The organism is Alteromonas sp. ABV4_515 (genome assembly GCF_056160345.1).
In genome coordinates this window covers 40,564-54,693 of record NZ_JBSWWZ010000010.1, presented here as the reverse complement: position 1 = coordinate 54,693, position 14,130 = coordinate 40,564, and the positions used below count along the sequence as shown (strand labels likewise).

15 protein-coding genes are annotated in these 14,130 nt (G+C 50.0%); 5 read left to right on the top strand and 10 right to left on the bottom strand.

What is annotated here, in order from left to right; translation table 11 throughout:
• Window positions 1–20 precede the first annotated feature (20 nt).
• The 4 genes from priA (at window position 21) to hslU (ending at window position 5,423) form a co-directional block, all read left to right on the top strand.
• Entirely contained in the window at window positions 21–2,192 is a 2,172-nt protein-coding gene (gene priA / locus ACXAGX_RS19355) for a primosomal protein N' (RefSeq protein ID WP_474840400.1), read from the top strand.
• Window positions 2,193–2,387: 195 nt separating this feature from the next.
• The gene (locus ACXAGX_RS19350) at window positions 2,388–2,954 is read left to right on the top strand and encodes an SPOR domain-containing protein (RefSeq protein ID WP_474825131.1); all 567 of its coding nucleotides are present in this window, start codon (window positions 2,388–2,390) and stop codon (window positions 2,952–2,954) included.
• 534 nt (window positions 2,955–3,488) lie between these two features.
• Window positions 3,489–4,013, top strand: coding sequence for an ATP-dependent protease subunit HslV (hslV, locus tag ACXAGX_RS19345; RefSeq protein WP_070126231.1), 525 nt, complete (start codon window positions 3,489–3,491; stop codon window positions 4,011–4,013).
• Window positions 4,014–4,091: 78 nt separating this feature from the next.
• Window positions 4,092–5,423: an HslU--HslV peptidase ATPase subunit gene (gene hslU / locus ACXAGX_RS19340; RefSeq protein WP_474840398.1), complete on the top strand. Its 1,332-nt coding sequence runs from the start codon at window positions 4,092–4,094 to the stop codon at window positions 5,421–5,423.
• A gap of 140 nt (window positions 5,424–5,563) precedes the next feature.
• On the opposite strand, the gene ACXAGX_RS19335 is transcribed toward hslU, so the two are convergent.
• From ACXAGX_RS19335 to ACXAGX_RS19305, 7 genes are read right to left on the bottom strand one after another with little or no spacing between them, the layout of a single operon-like run.
• Window positions 5,564–6,034 carry a c-type cytochrome gene (locus ACXAGX_RS19335; RefSeq protein ID WP_474840396.1) on the bottom strand — a complete coding sequence of 157 codons (471 nt, stop codon included), beginning with the start codon at window positions 6,032–6,034 and terminating at the stop codon, window positions 5,564–5,566.
• A gap of 24 nt (window positions 6,035–6,058) precedes the next feature.
• Window positions 6,059–6,532 (bottom strand): c-type cytochrome, encoded by a 474-nt coding sequence (locus tag ACXAGX_RS19330; protein WP_474840394.1) that lies wholly within the window; start codon window positions 6,530–6,532, stop codon window positions 6,059–6,061.
• The gene (locus tag ACXAGX_RS19325; protein ID WP_070126234.1) at window positions 6,525–7,070 is read right to left on the bottom strand and encodes a methylamine dehydrogenase light chain; all 546 of its coding nucleotides are present in this window, start codon (window positions 7,068–7,070) and stop codon (window positions 6,525–6,527) included. The genes ACXAGX_RS19330 and ACXAGX_RS19325 overlap by 8 nt, the downstream gene beginning before the upstream one ends.
• Before the next feature lie 11 nt (window positions 7,071–7,081).
• On the bottom strand, window positions 7,082–7,684 hold the full coding sequence (locus tag ACXAGX_RS19320; RefSeq protein WP_474840392.1) for a thioredoxin domain-containing protein: 603 nt from the start codon (window positions 7,682–7,684) through the stop codon (window positions 7,082–7,084).
• A complete protein-coding gene (locus tag ACXAGX_RS19315; RefSeq protein WP_474840390.1) occupies window positions 7,677–8,240 on the bottom strand; it encodes a MauE/DoxX family redox-associated membrane protein in 564 nt (187 codons plus the stop codon). The genes ACXAGX_RS19320 and ACXAGX_RS19315 overlap by 8 nt, the downstream gene beginning before the upstream one ends.
• A 2-nt stretch (window positions 8,241–8,242) precedes the next feature.
• Entirely contained in the window at window positions 8,243–9,397 is a 1,155-nt protein-coding gene (locus tag ACXAGX_RS19310) for an amine dehydrogenase large subunit (RefSeq protein ID WP_474840388.1), read from the bottom strand.
• Window positions 9,398–9,447: 50 nt separating this feature from the next.
• Window positions 9,448–11,661, bottom strand: coding sequence for a TonB-dependent receptor (locus ACXAGX_RS19305; RefSeq protein WP_474840386.1), 2,214 nt, complete (start codon window positions 11,659–11,661; stop codon window positions 9,448–9,450).
• 178 nt (window positions 11,662–11,839) lie between these two features.
• On the opposite strand from ACXAGX_RS19305, the gene ACXAGX_RS19300 reads away from it, so the two are divergent.
• Window positions 11,840–12,496 (top strand): TetR/AcrR family transcriptional regulator, encoded by a 657-nt coding sequence (locus tag ACXAGX_RS19300; protein ID WP_474825136.1) that lies wholly within the window; start codon window positions 11,840–11,842, stop codon window positions 12,494–12,496.
• Window positions 12,497–12,598: 102 nt separating this feature from the next.
• Here ACXAGX_RS19300 and ACXAGX_RS19295 read toward each other — a convergent pair whose 3' ends face one another.
• The 3 genes from ACXAGX_RS19295 to ACXAGX_RS19285 all read right to left on the bottom strand — a co-directional run bounded on the left by ACXAGX_RS19295 (window position 12,599) and on the right by ACXAGX_RS19285 (window position 14,122).
• Window positions 12,599–13,489 (bottom strand): ATP-grasp domain-containing protein, encoded by an 891-nt coding sequence (locus ACXAGX_RS19295; protein WP_474840384.1) that lies wholly within the window; start codon window positions 13,487–13,489, stop codon window positions 12,599–12,601.
• A gap of 82 nt (window positions 13,490–13,571) precedes the next feature.
• The gene (locus ACXAGX_RS19290) at window positions 13,572–13,754 is read right to left on the bottom strand and encodes a hypothetical protein (protein ID WP_474840383.1); all 183 of its coding nucleotides are present in this window, start codon (window positions 13,752–13,754) and stop codon (window positions 13,572–13,574) included.
• Between the two features lie 59 nt (window positions 13,755–13,813).
• Window positions 13,814–14,122: a hypothetical protein gene (locus tag ACXAGX_RS19285; RefSeq protein ID WP_070126242.1), complete on the bottom strand. Its 309-nt coding sequence runs from the start codon at window positions 14,120–14,122 to the stop codon at window positions 13,814–13,816.
• Window positions 14,123–14,130 lie beyond the last annotated feature (8 nt).

The window sequence follows — 14,130 nt, the reverse complement described above, 5'->3', positions numbered from 1 at the left end:
GCGGAAAAAATAGGCGGATTATGCATTTTGTCGAGGTGGCGGTACCGGTACCGCTACGCCAAACTTTTACCTACAGCTGTGACACCCTGCCGGAACCCGGTTGCCGGGTGAGTATCTCCTTCGGGCCGAGAAATCTGGTGGGGGTGGTGACCGGCGAACTCACCGCGCCTGAAAATCCGGATAAAATAAAAGCCATTGATAAAGTTCTGGATGAAACGCCGGTACTCGACCGGGTGTTGCTTAAGCTTTGCCATTGGTTGTCGCAATATTATCTGCATCCCATCGGTGAAGTCATTCACACAGTGCTACCCGTGTTGCTACGAAAAGGCGAGTCGGCCAGTCCGGTAGACGAAATCTGGTGGCACGCCGCAGACAACGTGGATGAAAATCTGGCTGAACTTAAACGGGCGAAGCGACAGTATGCCTGTCTGGAAGCGCTGGTGGATGAACCCGTTCGTGAAGGCGACCTCAAGAATACTTTTCCCACCACTATTATTAATGCGCTGGAAGAAAAAGGCTTTATCAGCCAGGAGAGTAAGCCCCCGCCGCTGTGCCCGAAAATGTGGCTCGACTATTTTGAGGTGGCGAAGAAACCGCTACCTGATAAAGAGCAGGCGGTGGCTATTTCTGCCATTGTGCAGAGTCGTTCCCGGTTTGCACCTTATCTGCTGGAAGGCGTTACCGGCAGCGGTAAAACGGAAGTATACCTGCAGGCCATTGAAGACATTCTTGCCGAAGGGCGGCAGGTATTGATTCTGGTGCCCGAGATTGGCCTGACACCCCAAACGGTGTCCCGGTTTGCAAACCGCTTTGGTATCGACATTGGTATTTTGCATTCACAGCTTAATGATAAAGACCGGCTATCGGTGTGGCAGCGTGCCCGGGCTGGTGAGCTGGGTGTGATCATTGGCACTCGTTCAGCTATTTTCACGCCGATGAAATTTCCCGGCATGATCATCGTGGATGAAGAGCATGATGATTCTTACAAGCAACAGGATGGCCTGCGTTATCACGCCCGTGATCTGGCGGTGATGCGGGCACATTCGGAAAACATTCCGCTGGTATTAGGCACCGCCACGCCGTCACTGGAAACGCTGAATAACGCGCTATCGAAACGTTACGGCCATCTGCAGCTGACAAAGCGCGCGGGCGGCGCATCGAAAACCCATCAGCAGGTGCTGGATGTACGTGATCAGCGGCTGCAATTTGGAATTGCCGATGGGATGCTCAGCATTATGCGCCAGCATTTATCCATGGGTAATCAGGTGTTAGTGTTTGTGAACCGCCGTGGCTACGCGCCAGCGCTGATTTGTCATCACTGCGGACATTCTTATGATTGCCGTCGCTGCGAGCGGCCGTATACTGTGCATCGAGCCCATCAGCGCCTGCAGTGCCATCACTGTGATGCGACCCGGCCGATTCCACGCCAGTGTGAACACTGCGGATCAGACGAACTAATTACAGCCGGTGTGGGCACCGAGCAGATTGAAGATGGTCTTGCGAAGATGTTTCCTGACGTGAAGCAAATTCGTATCGACAGTGATTCTGTGCGCGGTAAAGACAAACTGCAGCGCTCGCTGGATGATATCAACGCGCAAAAATACCAACTGCTGATAGGCACTCAGATATTATCGAAAGGCCATCACTTTCCCCATGTAACGCTGGTGGTGATTTTAGATTGTGATGGTGCACTGTTCAGTGCTGACTTCCGTGCCAGCGAGAAACTGGCACAATTGGTAACGCAATTGGCAGGCCGAGCGGGCAGGGCGTCGAAGCCGGGAGAAATGTGGCTGCAAACCCACAACCCGGGGCACCCGCTATTACAGGATTTGGTACACAACGGTTATGCCCACTTTGCCCGTCAGGCGCTGGATGAGCGAAAACTCTCCTGGATGCCACCGTTTCAATCGCAAGCGGTGATTCGCTCAGAAGCCACTAATGGTGAGCTGGCCTGGGAATTTCTTGAGCAGGTTCGAACGCTACTGCAAAGTGAAGTGGTGCGGCTGAATGGTCCGCTTCCATGTTTAATAGAGAAACGGCAGGGACGGTATCGGTTTATGTTGGTTTTGCAATCGGCGCAGCGCAAGGCGATAAATGATTTGCTCAGGCGAGCGCTACCAAACATTACGTCGCTGCCCACGGCCAGCAAAGTGCGCTGGTCGCTAGATGTCGATCCATCAGACTTCAGTTAGCAGATGTTGCTTGAGTCTGACGACGAATTCATTAGACTGAGCGACTTCGGCTAAGATACCGACAGCAAAGTTAAGAAATAAAAGCTACACTGCCTTACCTGAACCATTGCTACGGAATGTACGCTTTCTGAATGAATAAAAGTAGCGATGGTCAGTTGTCTGAAATATAAATTTTTAACGGGATAGATGCCGGTTATGGCTCAACGTGATTATGTATCTCGTGGACGTGCGCCACAGAATAAAAACAAAAATAACAATAAGCGGAAGCCGCCAGCCCCAGAGCAGAACAGAACCAAGATCTGGATGCGCCTGGTAGTGGTGATTATTGCCATTCTTGCACTGATTTATTTTCTGTTTTCAATTAAAGATAACGTAGACGAAACGGCTGATTCGACCATGGAGCCGTTGCCGCAAATCGTGGAAGAAGACGAACTGCCGGAAGTGCCAAAAGAAGAGTGGGATTACATTAAGAGTTTGCCTGGCTACGAAGTGGAAGTAGAAGTTGCGGAACAGCAGAAATCGGACAAACTTTACCTGCTGCAATGTGGCTCTTTCCGTACCCGTTCTCAGGCCGAAGAAATGAAAGCGAAAATTGCCTTCCAGGGCCTGGAAGCGCAGGTTCGTGCAACCACTGGATCAAATGGCGAATGGTTCCGCGTGATCATGGGACCATTGCAGACCAAACGTGATGCAGAACGAGCCAAACACAGCCTCAGAAAAGTCAACATCACTACCTGCATGATCCTCACCTGGAACTTATAAGGAAGAGAACCTGCCGCTAACGGGGTTTCCGAAATTCTGGTACAGAACTCGCGGTAAACCCATCCATGGGCGCTCGGCAGCCGCTTCCCTGCGGCTGACGGTTCTGTACCAGAATTTCTACAACCCCTGCGCTCAAGGTTCTCCGCTTTTTCCGTGAGCCCTTGTGGCCGGGGCAGGCATTGTCGGCGAGAACTCGCCGTGAACCCGTCCCTGGGGGCTCGACAACCGCATCCATGCGGTTGACGGTTCTCGCCGACAACACCTTACCCCGTCCGCGGACTCACAACCGTGCTCGGCAGCAGCATCCCTGCTGCTGACGGTTTGGAATGGCTTTTCTTTCTTTGTCTGCGGGCCTGACTTTCGTTCGTCCGTGGACTCACAACCGTGCTCGGCACTACCTGCCCGGGCCAGAAGAGTTCACAACTCCTCACAGTTTCTCCCTTGAAAAAATAATGTCTTCCCCCACTTATCTCTTCATTGAAATTAATTTGCTGTGCGCGACGGCCAGCGACACCCGAAACATGGGGAAGTGTAGTGACTACTATTGTATCTGTAAGACGCGACAATCAGGTCGTAATTGCCGGAGACGGACAGGTTTCTCTGGGTAACACCGTAATGAAAGGTAACGCTAAAAAAGTGCGTCGCCTCTATCACAACAAAGTGCTGGCGGGATTTGCTGGTGGTACTGCCGATGCGTTTACATTATTCGAGCGTTTTGAATCCAAGCTGGAAATGCATCAGGGGCATCTTACCCGCGCCGCGGTAGAACTGGCCAAAGATTGGCGTACAGACCGGGCGTTGCGCAAACTGGAAGCGCTACTGGCAGTGGCCGATGAAACGGCTTCGTTCATCATTACCGGTAACGGTGATGTGGTGCAGCCAGAGAACGATTTAATTGCCATCGGTTCAGGCGGGAACTACGCGCAGGCAGCGGCCACGGCGCTGCTGGCAAATACCGATTTATCCGCGAAAGACATTGCTGAAAAGAGTCTGACCATCGCCGGCGATATCTGCGTATTTACTAATCACCACCAGACGGTTGAAGTACTGGATTATTAATATTCACAGGTTCGTACGCGACAATGCGCACGGGCCTGATTACCGCCACGGGGCGGCATAAGAAAGAGAAGGTTTATTATGTCTGAAATGACACCCAGAGAAATTGTTCACGAGCTCGACCGTCACATCATCGGTCAGCAGGATGCCAAGCGCGCTGTGTCTATTGCATTGCGTAACCGCTGGCGTCGTATGCAGCTGCCGGAAGAGCTGCGCGTAGAAGTTACGCCAAAAAACATTCTGATGATTGGTCCTACTGGTGTGGGTAAAACTGAAATTGCCCGCCGTTTGGCGAAGCTGGCGAACGCACCTTTTATCAAGGTGGAAGCGACCAAGTTCACCGAAGTCGGTTATGTGGGTAAAGAAGTGGAAACCATTATCCGAGACCTGACAGACATTGCCGTGAAGCTCACCAAAGAGCAGGAAATGACGAAGGTGAAATTCCGCGCCGAAGAAGCGGCGGAAGAGCGTATTCTTGATGCCTTGTTGCCACCACCAGAAGATCCATGGGGCAAGAAAGAACAGGTTGAAGATCGTGGTACCCGTCAGGCGTTCCGTAAAAAGCTGCGTGAGGGGAAACTCGACGATAAAGAAATCGAAATTGATGTGGCCCTGCCGCAAATGGGCGTAGAGATCATGGCGCCTCCTGGCATGGAAGACATGACCAACCAACTGCAGTCGATGTTCCAGAACCTGAACACTGACTCGCAGAAGAAAAAGAAAAAACTGAAAATTAAAGATGCGCTAAAAATGCTGATCGAAGAAGAAGCGGCGCGTCTGGTTAATCAGGAAGATTTGAAAGAAAAAGCGATCAATGCGGTTGAACAGCACGGTATCGTGTTTATCGACGAAATCGATAAGATTTGTAAGCGTGAAGGTAACAACTCTGCGGACGTATCCCGTGAAGGTGTACAGCGCGACCTGCTGCCACTGGTTGAAGGCTCTACCGTTTCTACCAAGCACGGCATGGTGAAAACTGACCATATGCTGTTTATTGCCTCTGGTGCATTCCAGATGAGCAAGCCTTCTGATCTGATTCCTGAATTGCAGGGGCGTTTGCCAATTCGTGTTGAGCTGTCAGCACTTAAAGTGGAAGACTTTAAGCGCATCCTTACCGAGCCAAAATCTGCACTGACTGAACAGTACCGTGCACTGATGGCCACTGAGGGTGTAACCATTGATTTTGTTGAGTCGGGTATTCAGCGTATCGCTGAAGCGGCATGGCAAGTAAACGAGAAGCTGGAAAACATTGGTGCACGCCGTTTGCACACCGTACTTGAGCGCCTGATGGAAGATATTTCTTTCGACGCGTCTGAGAAATCCGGTGAAACATTTGTTATCGATAAGGCCTATGTTGATTCGCATCTGGAATCGCTGGTGGATAACGAAGATCTGAGCCGCTTTATCTTGTAAGGCGTACGTTGTAAGGCATACGCTCATGAAAAAGGCAGCAGTGACTCACGTCCTGCTGCCTTTTTTGTTTTCAACACGCTATTCGCTAACCCGGAAAAAAGACCCTGTCCGCAACGGATAACGGACAGAGCCAACGGAGTTCATCCTCCGGGGGATGCATTCTTTTCACGAACAGTCGAAGAAAGCGGTGCCTGCGTAGCAGCGAGGCTATCAACAAGGTTTTGCCTGACTTCATACACATTCGTCATTTTCTCTCCGCGATGGGCGCGTACTTCTTCTGCGGTAAATGCGGTGTGGTTGTCGACTTTCACAATATCGTTGGCGATATAATTAAGCACATCTGCAAGTTCTCCATCGGTGAGTGGGGAGTTGGCTGCGCCTGGTACACTTATCCAGTAACGTCTTCCCGCTTCGGAATGCATAAATGCATTTCCATGTTCATGAAAATCCGGCGTTTGCGGTGGCATGCCTGAACCACTGGCTTTGTGGCATCCCTGACATTGCAGCATGTAATTGGTCTGCGCCCGGGTAAGGCCTTTGGCGCTGACCAATTGCAATGCGCCTGTAAGCAGGAGCAGGCCCAGCATCGAAAGTTTGGTTACATTCCCCATTGCTCATCCCTTTAATACTGTGGTTCAGTCGTCTAACTGCTGGCGAAGTGCATGGCTTGAAGGCAGTGATTTGTCTGCTATTTTCTTGCGCACTGCCGCCACGTCTTCAGCGCTAACTGGTGTTGCTTCTGCAAGTGGCGATTTTGCAATGCCCGTGAGAACGTAACTCAGAACGCCGGCAACTTCATCGTCACTCAGAGTAGGAGCAAACGCCTGCATAAATCCGGCGTAAGTCTGCCCCTGCGATTTAATTGGCCCGTTAAGCCCTTGTAGTACCACGCTGATGAGATATTCCTTTCCGCCTTCTTTTTCGAAAGTTGCGGGTACGTTAACCAGTGGCGGAAATGCGCCGGGTAGCCCTTCTCCAGTGGCAAGATGACAGGCAGCGCAGGTAGTAAATACGGTTTTGCCGTCTCTTCCTTCAGCAAGGCTGGCGGTAGTGTTTAATCCCATGGCTGCGCAGAGCGCAACCATGGCAATAGAGCGTAACTTACGCATCAACGGCCACCCCCAGTACCACGCCGGTAGAGCAGGTGTACACATTACTGCTGGTACCCAAGCACCAGTTTATGTCGTTGTTAGATTGCGGGCGGTAAACCGGTTTGTCGTTTTCGTTGCGGTTACACAAGCAGCGACCACAGCTGGTTTTACCGCAACAGTCGTTGTACGAAATAATGTAATCCTTACCGTCTGCAGGGTTGCGACAAGTGCCAATCCAGGTGATGGGCGACATTTCCGTGCCCGGCGGACAGCTCGATGCCGTGCCACCACAACAGGAACATAAAAATCCGTCGATGGCACAGTAACGCCAGTAATCACAACTGGTAGGATCGCCCGGGTCACCCTCCAGGCCAGATACCTGAGAACCTACACCCGGATAAGCGCCGGTCGATTCCGAAGCTCGGGCAACGGGCAATAAAGGAATGGCTGCAGCGCCCACCATCAGCTTGGAAAGGTTGGTGAGCAAGTGCCGACGAGACGTATTCTGCGCGACCTTGCGGGAGCCACGCTCCATGAGTTTATCGAGAAATTTCATTTGTGTGCTCCTTACGCGTAATTCTTCTGCATGTATTCCTGAAGACTCGCATAGCCAGTCTCTTTCACGTTAAACAGGCTTTCGATGTGCTCGCGAGAGTTCACGATGCCCATGGCCTGTAGCGTGCCTTTTTCATCAATCAGTACGGCATAGGGCAGTTTCGCCACGCCGAAACTTTTACCGACAATTTCAGAGTTAACGAAGTTGGATTGCTCTAATTTTTGCGCGGCAATGAAGGTGTCTATTTCTGATGATGCGCCGTCGGAAGCAAAGACCAGATCCACCCAGTTCTGTTCTTCTTTGGCGATTGATTTCGCAACACCAATGAGTGACTTACACATAGGGCAGGTAGGCGATACGAAAAACAGCAGCTGACATTTTTCTACTTGCGATTTTCCGCCTATGTGCAGTATTTGCTGGTTTTTCATATTGATGACGTCAAGCTCTGGGGCATTCTGTCCTACCTTGAGCTGTTTGTTGATAGACAGTGCCCCCGCGGGTGCAACACGCTCGTAAAGCACGCCAATCTGGCGAACCAGTGCAAACACCATTGTTGCCAGCACGATAACGGCAATCCATAAAATAACGTTTGAAGCGATGAGTAAATTAGTCATGACGTAACCTCAGGTTTTTCAGTAAAGCGTGGTTTTCCAGCAAGCCATCAATGCTGCTGTATGAAATAAAAAGTAACAGTGAAAAGGTGATGCCCATCAGCCATTCCGACAGTGTGCCGGTGCTGACTTGTTGGGTAAGGTGGAATACCGCCACCAGTGCCAGCAAAGCCAGATTGCGTATGACTAACACGGCGGGTTTTACGTTGGCTTCGCTGCCATTTAGCGAGCAGCCGCAGTCGGCAAGGGAGCGGCCGGTGAGCATGGCAAAGCTCAGGAACGTGGCGTAGGTAAGTAGCAGGCCGCTTAACATGAGCGTGGTTACTGCTGTTGCCTGCAAAGCGAAGGCAAGCACCGCCATGGCAATAACACTGAATTCAATGAAGGGTACGATGCCGGCGAGAGTCAACGCTAGGTTTCCCGGCAACAGCTCGTAACCCACCAGTGCCTGACGAAATTGTCCAGGAGCACGAAGTTTATGGTGAGCACTGGCAAGTACTAGAGAGAGCAGAAACCCCAGTACGCCAATGTGCAAAACCTGCAGAAGAGAACTCAGCATGGTTATCTCCCCTTGTGCAGCACGATGGGCATGGTGGAATCGCCCACCGAGATAAAGCGCTGGTATTTACCGTTGGTGTCGTAAACATCCAAACCCATTTCGGTGTTAGTCACCACCAGTAAAGGGTTATCGCCGCGGGTCAGCTCTATGGAGAACGCGTTTTTCTTCAGCTCGATGCGCTTTGTTCGTTTTTGTATGGTGGTGTCGTAAACCCAAATTTCCTCACCGCCGAATTTGTGACTGCCGTTGTAGCCGTTCTTGTGCATCACCACGTAGAGCAATTTACTGTCGTCTGAAGTGGCAAATTGCCAACCGCCAGGTCGCCAGTTTTCATGCGCTTCCTCTTCACTCACCAGCGACCAAACGGGCAGTAGCTTGGCATCAGGGGTGGTTAAATCCACCGGCTGCACTTTGCTTTGGTAAGAGAAGAAGTAGGCGGTATCACCGATGTACACGGGCTTATCGAACAGCGGGTCGTCATCCACGCTAAAAAACGGTGGAATGTCGGTGCGCTTGGTTTCTTTGCCGCTGTCGTCAAAGGCGATAGTTTTCATGCCGCCGTTGCCACACAGTGAAGCAAAGCCGTGATCGCCAGCCGGGTAAATCAGGTTACACCCTGCAACGCTAATCTCGTTCAACAGTTCACTGCTTTCGGTGTCCATAATGATGACCGATGCCGCCGGCGTGAACGCAAGAATCAACAGGTACTTGTCATCATTCACCAGTTTCAGCATGTATTTGCTGGCCACAATTTGCGCCCGGTTTTTATTGGGCAAAATCACCTCTTTTGTTTTCTTCAGCGTGGCCTTGTCGTAAATGGAAATAACATCTGTGCGGTCGCCGTTGGTACCTCTGGAATAGAAAGATTCAGCCACGTACAACAGCGGCTTCGCTTTCGATTCCACAAAGTTTGCCATCATCGACGCATCTACAAAGCCTTTGTATTCGCGGGTGTCGGCCGCCGCATCAATAATGACGACCTTGCCGGAAATCATGGCATTGAAATTTACGTCGTGAGCAAAAATCCATGAATCGGGATAGACCGACGGTAACGTTACTACCGAAGGGATTGGCTCTGGTTCAAGTTCTGCTATGGCGGGCAAACCAACGCATGCCATCAGTAACGCGGGTAATGCCTTTAGCATTTTTCTTTGCATGTTCTGTGCTCCCTGTTTTAAAGAGTGTATTAAGTGAAGTCGCGGGTTTATCAGAACCACGAGTATTTGAATGACACGCCCCACCATCTCGGCTTGCCGTAGTACTGTTCGGTGAGTCCGAACACATCCATACCGGAGAGATCGAAGGCTTGAACGATGTATTCCTCATCCCCCAGGTTGTCTACAAATGCACTTAGCTGCCAGGTATCGTCGGCTGAGGTATAGGTCACCGAGGCGTTGTATAAGGTGTAAGCGTCTTGCTGCACGGTTTCGGCATCAGACAAGGCAAACTTCACGTCGTCGCGAAACACGAAATCGGTTTGAAAGGCAAGGTATCCTGCATCCAATTCCATGGTGTAGCGAAGCAGACCGTTATAGTTCCATTCCGGTGATTGCACTGGTCGGGATGTAGAGCCATCGGCGAGTTTGGCTTCGGCGTCGTTGTAGGCCGCGCCTAACATGACGTCCCAGTTTTCAGCTAACTGCCCCTGATATTCCACTTCGAAGCCATTGGCTGAAGCATCGGGTGAGTTGATGGTGATGGTATCCAGACCAATGATGTTGAATACCTGGTAGTTGTTGTAATCGTAGTAATAGGCTGCCGCATTCAGTCGTCCGTAATCACCAAGCCGAGTTTTTACACCTATTTCGTAGGCATCGAGGTGTTCAGGATCGAAAGACAGGGTGGCATCGTTATAATCGTTCGGTGGTGCCAGCGGGAAGATTGGCGCATTGTAGCCCCCCCCTTTCACGCCGCGGTTGTAGCTGATGTAGGTCAGCACATCTTTGGTGGGCGTCCAGTTTAGCTGTAAGCGGCCAGCCACTTCGGTATCTTCCCTGCTCGCGGTGTACTCACCTAACGTGGCCTGTAACACCATATTGTCGGCATCGGCGAAGCCAGGTTCTGAAGATGGGTTGAGGAACTCCATCGCCATCACAGAAAAATCAAAGTCTTTCTCATCGCGTATCACCCGTAAACCCGCAATCAGGGTAAGGTCGTCAGCCAACGGATATTCTATTTGTGCAAATACCGACGTTGATGTGAGATCAGATTGATAAGGGTTGTAAAGGCCGCCTTCACTGCCGACAGCACTGGTGCCGCCGCCACCGATAAGAGGGTCGGAAATGGCACCGTTAGAATCGCTAATATCAAGATCAAGATAATAGGCACCGGCTACCCAAAGCAGGTCGCCTACATTACCCTCTAGGCGAAATTCCTGAGAAAATTGTTCGGCATCCGTAGTTAAAAAGAAGTTGAAAAACGAGACTGGCGACGCATCACTATCTTCAATGTAGGTGCGCTCTACCGTGGAGAAGTCGGTAATTGAGACAAATTTCAGGTCTTCATCGATTTGCCAATTCAGGGTCGCCGTTGCGCCTTTGGTTTCTAATTCATTGAAACCCGGATCATCATAATCACCCGCGTAGACATCGCCGTCGTTGTCGATGTATTCCAAAATCGGGTTCATTTCCGTTGGGGTGAGTTCGCCGGCACGAATGGAACTGACGTTTTCAAAAAAGCCGGTATCGATATCTTGCTTGCTGTAACGCACATTTAAAAGTGCATCGAAGTTCTCGTTGGGGGTGAATAAAAACTGTGCGCGTACCGTTTTATCATCAGCGTTATTCAGATCGTTACCGGTATAGCGGTTTTCTACGTAGCCATCGGCTTTATTAATATTGACCGATACCCGCGCGGCGAGTTCGTCGGTAAGTCCGCCACCAACAGCGCCTTCAAACTTTTTCTGTGAATAGTCACCCAGGGTAAGTTTAGCGTAGGCGTCAAAATCCTGGGTTGGCTTGCGGGTAATGAAATGCACCAGACCGCCGGTGGCGTTACGCCCGAACAGCGTGCCTTGCGGGCCGCGCAATATTTCTACCCGCTCTACATCAAACAAACTGAATCCGGCTCCGGACATCTGGCTTATGTATACTTCATCAACGTACAGCGCTACCGGGCTTTCTACATTGGTGGTGAAATCGGAATTGGTGACGCCACGAATACCAACTGAATAGTTTGCTTCGCCGTTAGGCTGCACAGTTTGTACTCCCGGTGCCATTGCCGTTACCTGCTGGGCATTATCAAAACCTAACGCTTCAAGCTGATCACCGGTTAAGGCGGTAATTGCAATACCAACATCCTGGACACTTTGTTCACGCTTTTGTGCTACAACACTAATTTCTTCAAACACTTGTTGCGCATATGATGCTGATTGGCCGCAGGCCATCAGTGCCATAGCAAAAGCGATTTTGCTCTTTCTCATGTGGTTTCCCTCAGTCGCAAAAAATTGAATTGTTTTTTTGTGTGTCCTGAGAGGGCAAGAGCAACATCTACGCCAAAAATGGTACGGGTGAACTAATTTGGGTTTAATCCCGGTATGTTCAAGGCGGTTATTAACGTATACTTAGTTAGGTATTTTTCAGGAATTTCAGGAGCACGGCTTGTCACCAAACAGACTCAATGAGCAGAGTGAAACAGGCGTAAAACGCGGACCTTACAAAGCCGGTTTGGAACGCCAGAAACAGATTCTGGTTGAAGCAAGAAATTTGCTGATTGAAGAGGGCTACCACAACTTTTCTATTCGCAAAGTGGCGAAGCGGGTAGGTATCTCTGCAGGTAATTTACAACACCATTTTGCTACCCGTGATGACCTGGTGGCTGCCATGCTAGATCATGTAATTAGTGTTTACTTACTTCGTCTTGAAGAGCTAAAAGAAGAAGCATCATCGCCGAAAGAATGCCTGCAAAACGTAATTGAATTTGTGACGCGGGATCTGCAAACCCGAGAGACCACTATTTTCTTCCCTGAGATTTGGTCGTTGTCGAATCATGATGAAACCATCAATAAACTCATGGAGCACATGTACGAAGTTTATCGTAAGGTTTACCAAGACATTGCGCTGCAAATGAATCCAGATTTAACCCTTGAGCAGAGACGGCTAATCGCGTTATTTATTTCCGCTACTATTGAAGGGCATACCATGTTTATCGGGTATCAGAAATCTGATGCTTATGCCTGTGAATCGGTGATTAAAATGATTGTAAATATGGCGGTGCAAACTATCGAAAGTGGCAACGTGCCTAAGGTGTCGGACTAAATAAAAAGCACTAAAATGGTACGCCTGTACTATTTATGCACCAAAAATGTTCATATATTAAACGCTAAGCCCACGCATTCTCTTTTAAGCACGACCTTTTTATCAGCCTGTTGCGTTAGTGAGAGCGTGCACCAACGCTTCGGTGACAGGCAATCCGGTTTCTGCTTCAAATTTGTAAAACATGGGGGCGGGGTTTGCTTCCAGAAATACATACTTTCCATCTGCCTCGCGACGCCAGTCGATGGCACACCATTTCATGCCAAATTGCAGACAAATCACCACGCTCAATGCCTCTATGTCCTTCGGTAACGATATTGCTTCAGCTTGGGTGTGGCTGTCGACGCGGTAGTCTGGTTGGTCGGAATATATCGCGGCGGCAAAAACACGATGACCTATAACAAAAGTTCTTACTTCGTCACCCTCAATGTATTTCTGTAATGTCACAGGTTGATGATGTTGCCATTCATCGCGCACCATTAGCGCATTGTCCTGGCCAATCAGTTGGGTATGAGCGCCGCCGAATACCGGTTTAATGATCACCTTGTCATAGCGCTGACTGAAATGTTGAAGGCGGCGTTGGTCGTTGCTGATCAAGGTCGCCGGTATATTCGCACCAAGCTTTTGCGCTTCTTGCAATTGCACAGGCTTCGCTTGATGAAAGCGAACGGCTGAAAGCGAATTAAACCAACGCTCGGGGCGGTAGTAAAAAAGTGGCGATAATGCACTTAAGGCATTTTTGCTATCGTGGAGATGTTGGGTAATTGGTGGGTAATACCGTTGCCAGTAGAAGCTATCGAACTGGTCGACTTCATAAACTTCGTTATCCATGACCAGGGCAAAGCTGTCTGATTTTGGTTCGCAGACCACAGAGAATGATGCTGGATAGTGCGCGGTGTTGACTATTAGCGGGCAGGCTCCTGCATCGCGAAGTGCGGAAGCCAGGTGTTGCAGTTGTCCATCGCTTTCACTGCCCAGGCAGAGAATGTTCGTCATAGTGGGTTTACCGGTTTAATTAATAGTCCGGCTAGGTGGCGACTTCTGGATATGACTCCCGCCACAAAGCCTACGAGATGGTTTACCAGATAGATTCTTCTGGCAAGTCACCACCGTGTTCACCTAGTGCAGTGGTAAAGTTGCGAGGCGGGATAAGTTTTGGTTTGTCCTCAAACTCTACGGGCAGCTTTATGAAGCCTGCGCCGGCCACAGATTTAGCGGCGTTTTCGGTAAGTAATTGCGGGGTCTTGTTTGTTGATTTCATCGTGTTCTCCTTGAACATTGGTCATTCCATTTGGTTTGCTGTTATTCATACAGCAGGGTTTAGTTTACGGGTTCTTCTTCTGCCGTCTGCTGGCCGTAAGTGCGGTTGTTACCCATTTTCGGTTTCAGGTAAGGTGAATCCTGTATTGAGTCCGACACCCCTTGAAGATAGCTACTGAGAATGGTTTCTCTGAGGCTCAGCACCCAGCAGAGGTTAAAGGTAAAGCCCACTACCCACATGTTTGGCTGCAGGCCAGTAATTGCAAAATAAATTAGGCAGCACAGCGAGGCTGTAGCCATAGGTACTAAGCTGTTTACCACCATCATCTCGGCTTCAAAGGTAACGGTATTTCTGATCCGAAAGCTCATTGTTTTCC

What these genes read in the sequence shown, in the direction of transcription:
- ACXAGX_RS19310 (WP_474840388.1), bottom strand. Translation starts at nt 9,397, where the DNA reads ATGCAAAGAAAAATGCTAAAGGCATTACCCGCGTTACTGATGGCATGC.
- ACXAGX_RS19335 (WP_474840396.1), bottom strand. Translation starts at nt 6,034, where the DNA reads ATGGGGAATGTAACCAAACTTTCGATGCTGGGCCTGCTCCTGCTTACA.
- ACXAGX_RS19305 (WP_474840386.1), bottom strand. Translation starts at nt 11,661, where the DNA reads ATGAGAAAGAGCAAAATCGCTTTTGCTATGGCACTGATGGCCTGCGGC.
- ACXAGX_RS19295 (WP_474840384.1), bottom strand. Translation starts at nt 13,489, where the DNA reads ATGACGAACATTCTCTGCCTGGGCAGTGAAAGCGATGGACAACTGCAA.
- ACXAGX_RS19325 (WP_070126234.1), bottom strand. Translation starts at nt 7,070, where the DNA reads ATGAAATTTCTCGATAAACTCATGGAGCGTGGCTCCCGCAAGGTCGCG.
- ACXAGX_RS19315 (WP_474840390.1), bottom strand. Translation starts at nt 8,240, where the DNA reads ATGCTGAGTTCTCTTCTGCAGGTTTTGCACATTGGCGTACTGGGGTTT.
- hslU (WP_474840398.1), top strand. Translation starts at nt 4,092, where the DNA reads ATGTCTGAAATGACACCCAGAGAAATTGTTCACGAGCTCGACCGTCAC.
- priA (WP_474840400.1), top strand. Translation starts at nt 21, where the DNA reads ATGCATTTTGTCGAGGTGGCGGTACCGGTACCGCTACGCCAAACTTTT.
- ACXAGX_RS19320 (WP_474840392.1), bottom strand. Translation starts at nt 7,684, where the DNA reads ATGACTAATTTACTCATCGCTTCAAACGTTATTTTATGGATTGCCGTT.
- ACXAGX_RS19330 (WP_474840394.1), bottom strand. Translation starts at nt 6,532, where the DNA reads ATGCGTAAGTTACGCTCTATTGCCATGGTTGCGCTCTGCGCAGCCATG.
- ACXAGX_RS19290 (WP_474840383.1), bottom strand. Translation starts at nt 13,754, where the DNA reads ATGAAATCAACAAACAAGACCCCGCAATTACTTACCGAAAACGCCGCT.
- ACXAGX_RS19350 (WP_474825131.1), top strand. Translation starts at nt 2,388, where the DNA reads ATGGCTCAACGTGATTATGTATCTCGTGGACGTGCGCCACAGAATAAA.
- ACXAGX_RS19285 (WP_070126242.1), bottom strand. Translation starts at nt 14,122, where the DNA reads ATGAGCTTTCGGATCAGAAATACCGTTACCTTTGAAGCCGAGATGATG.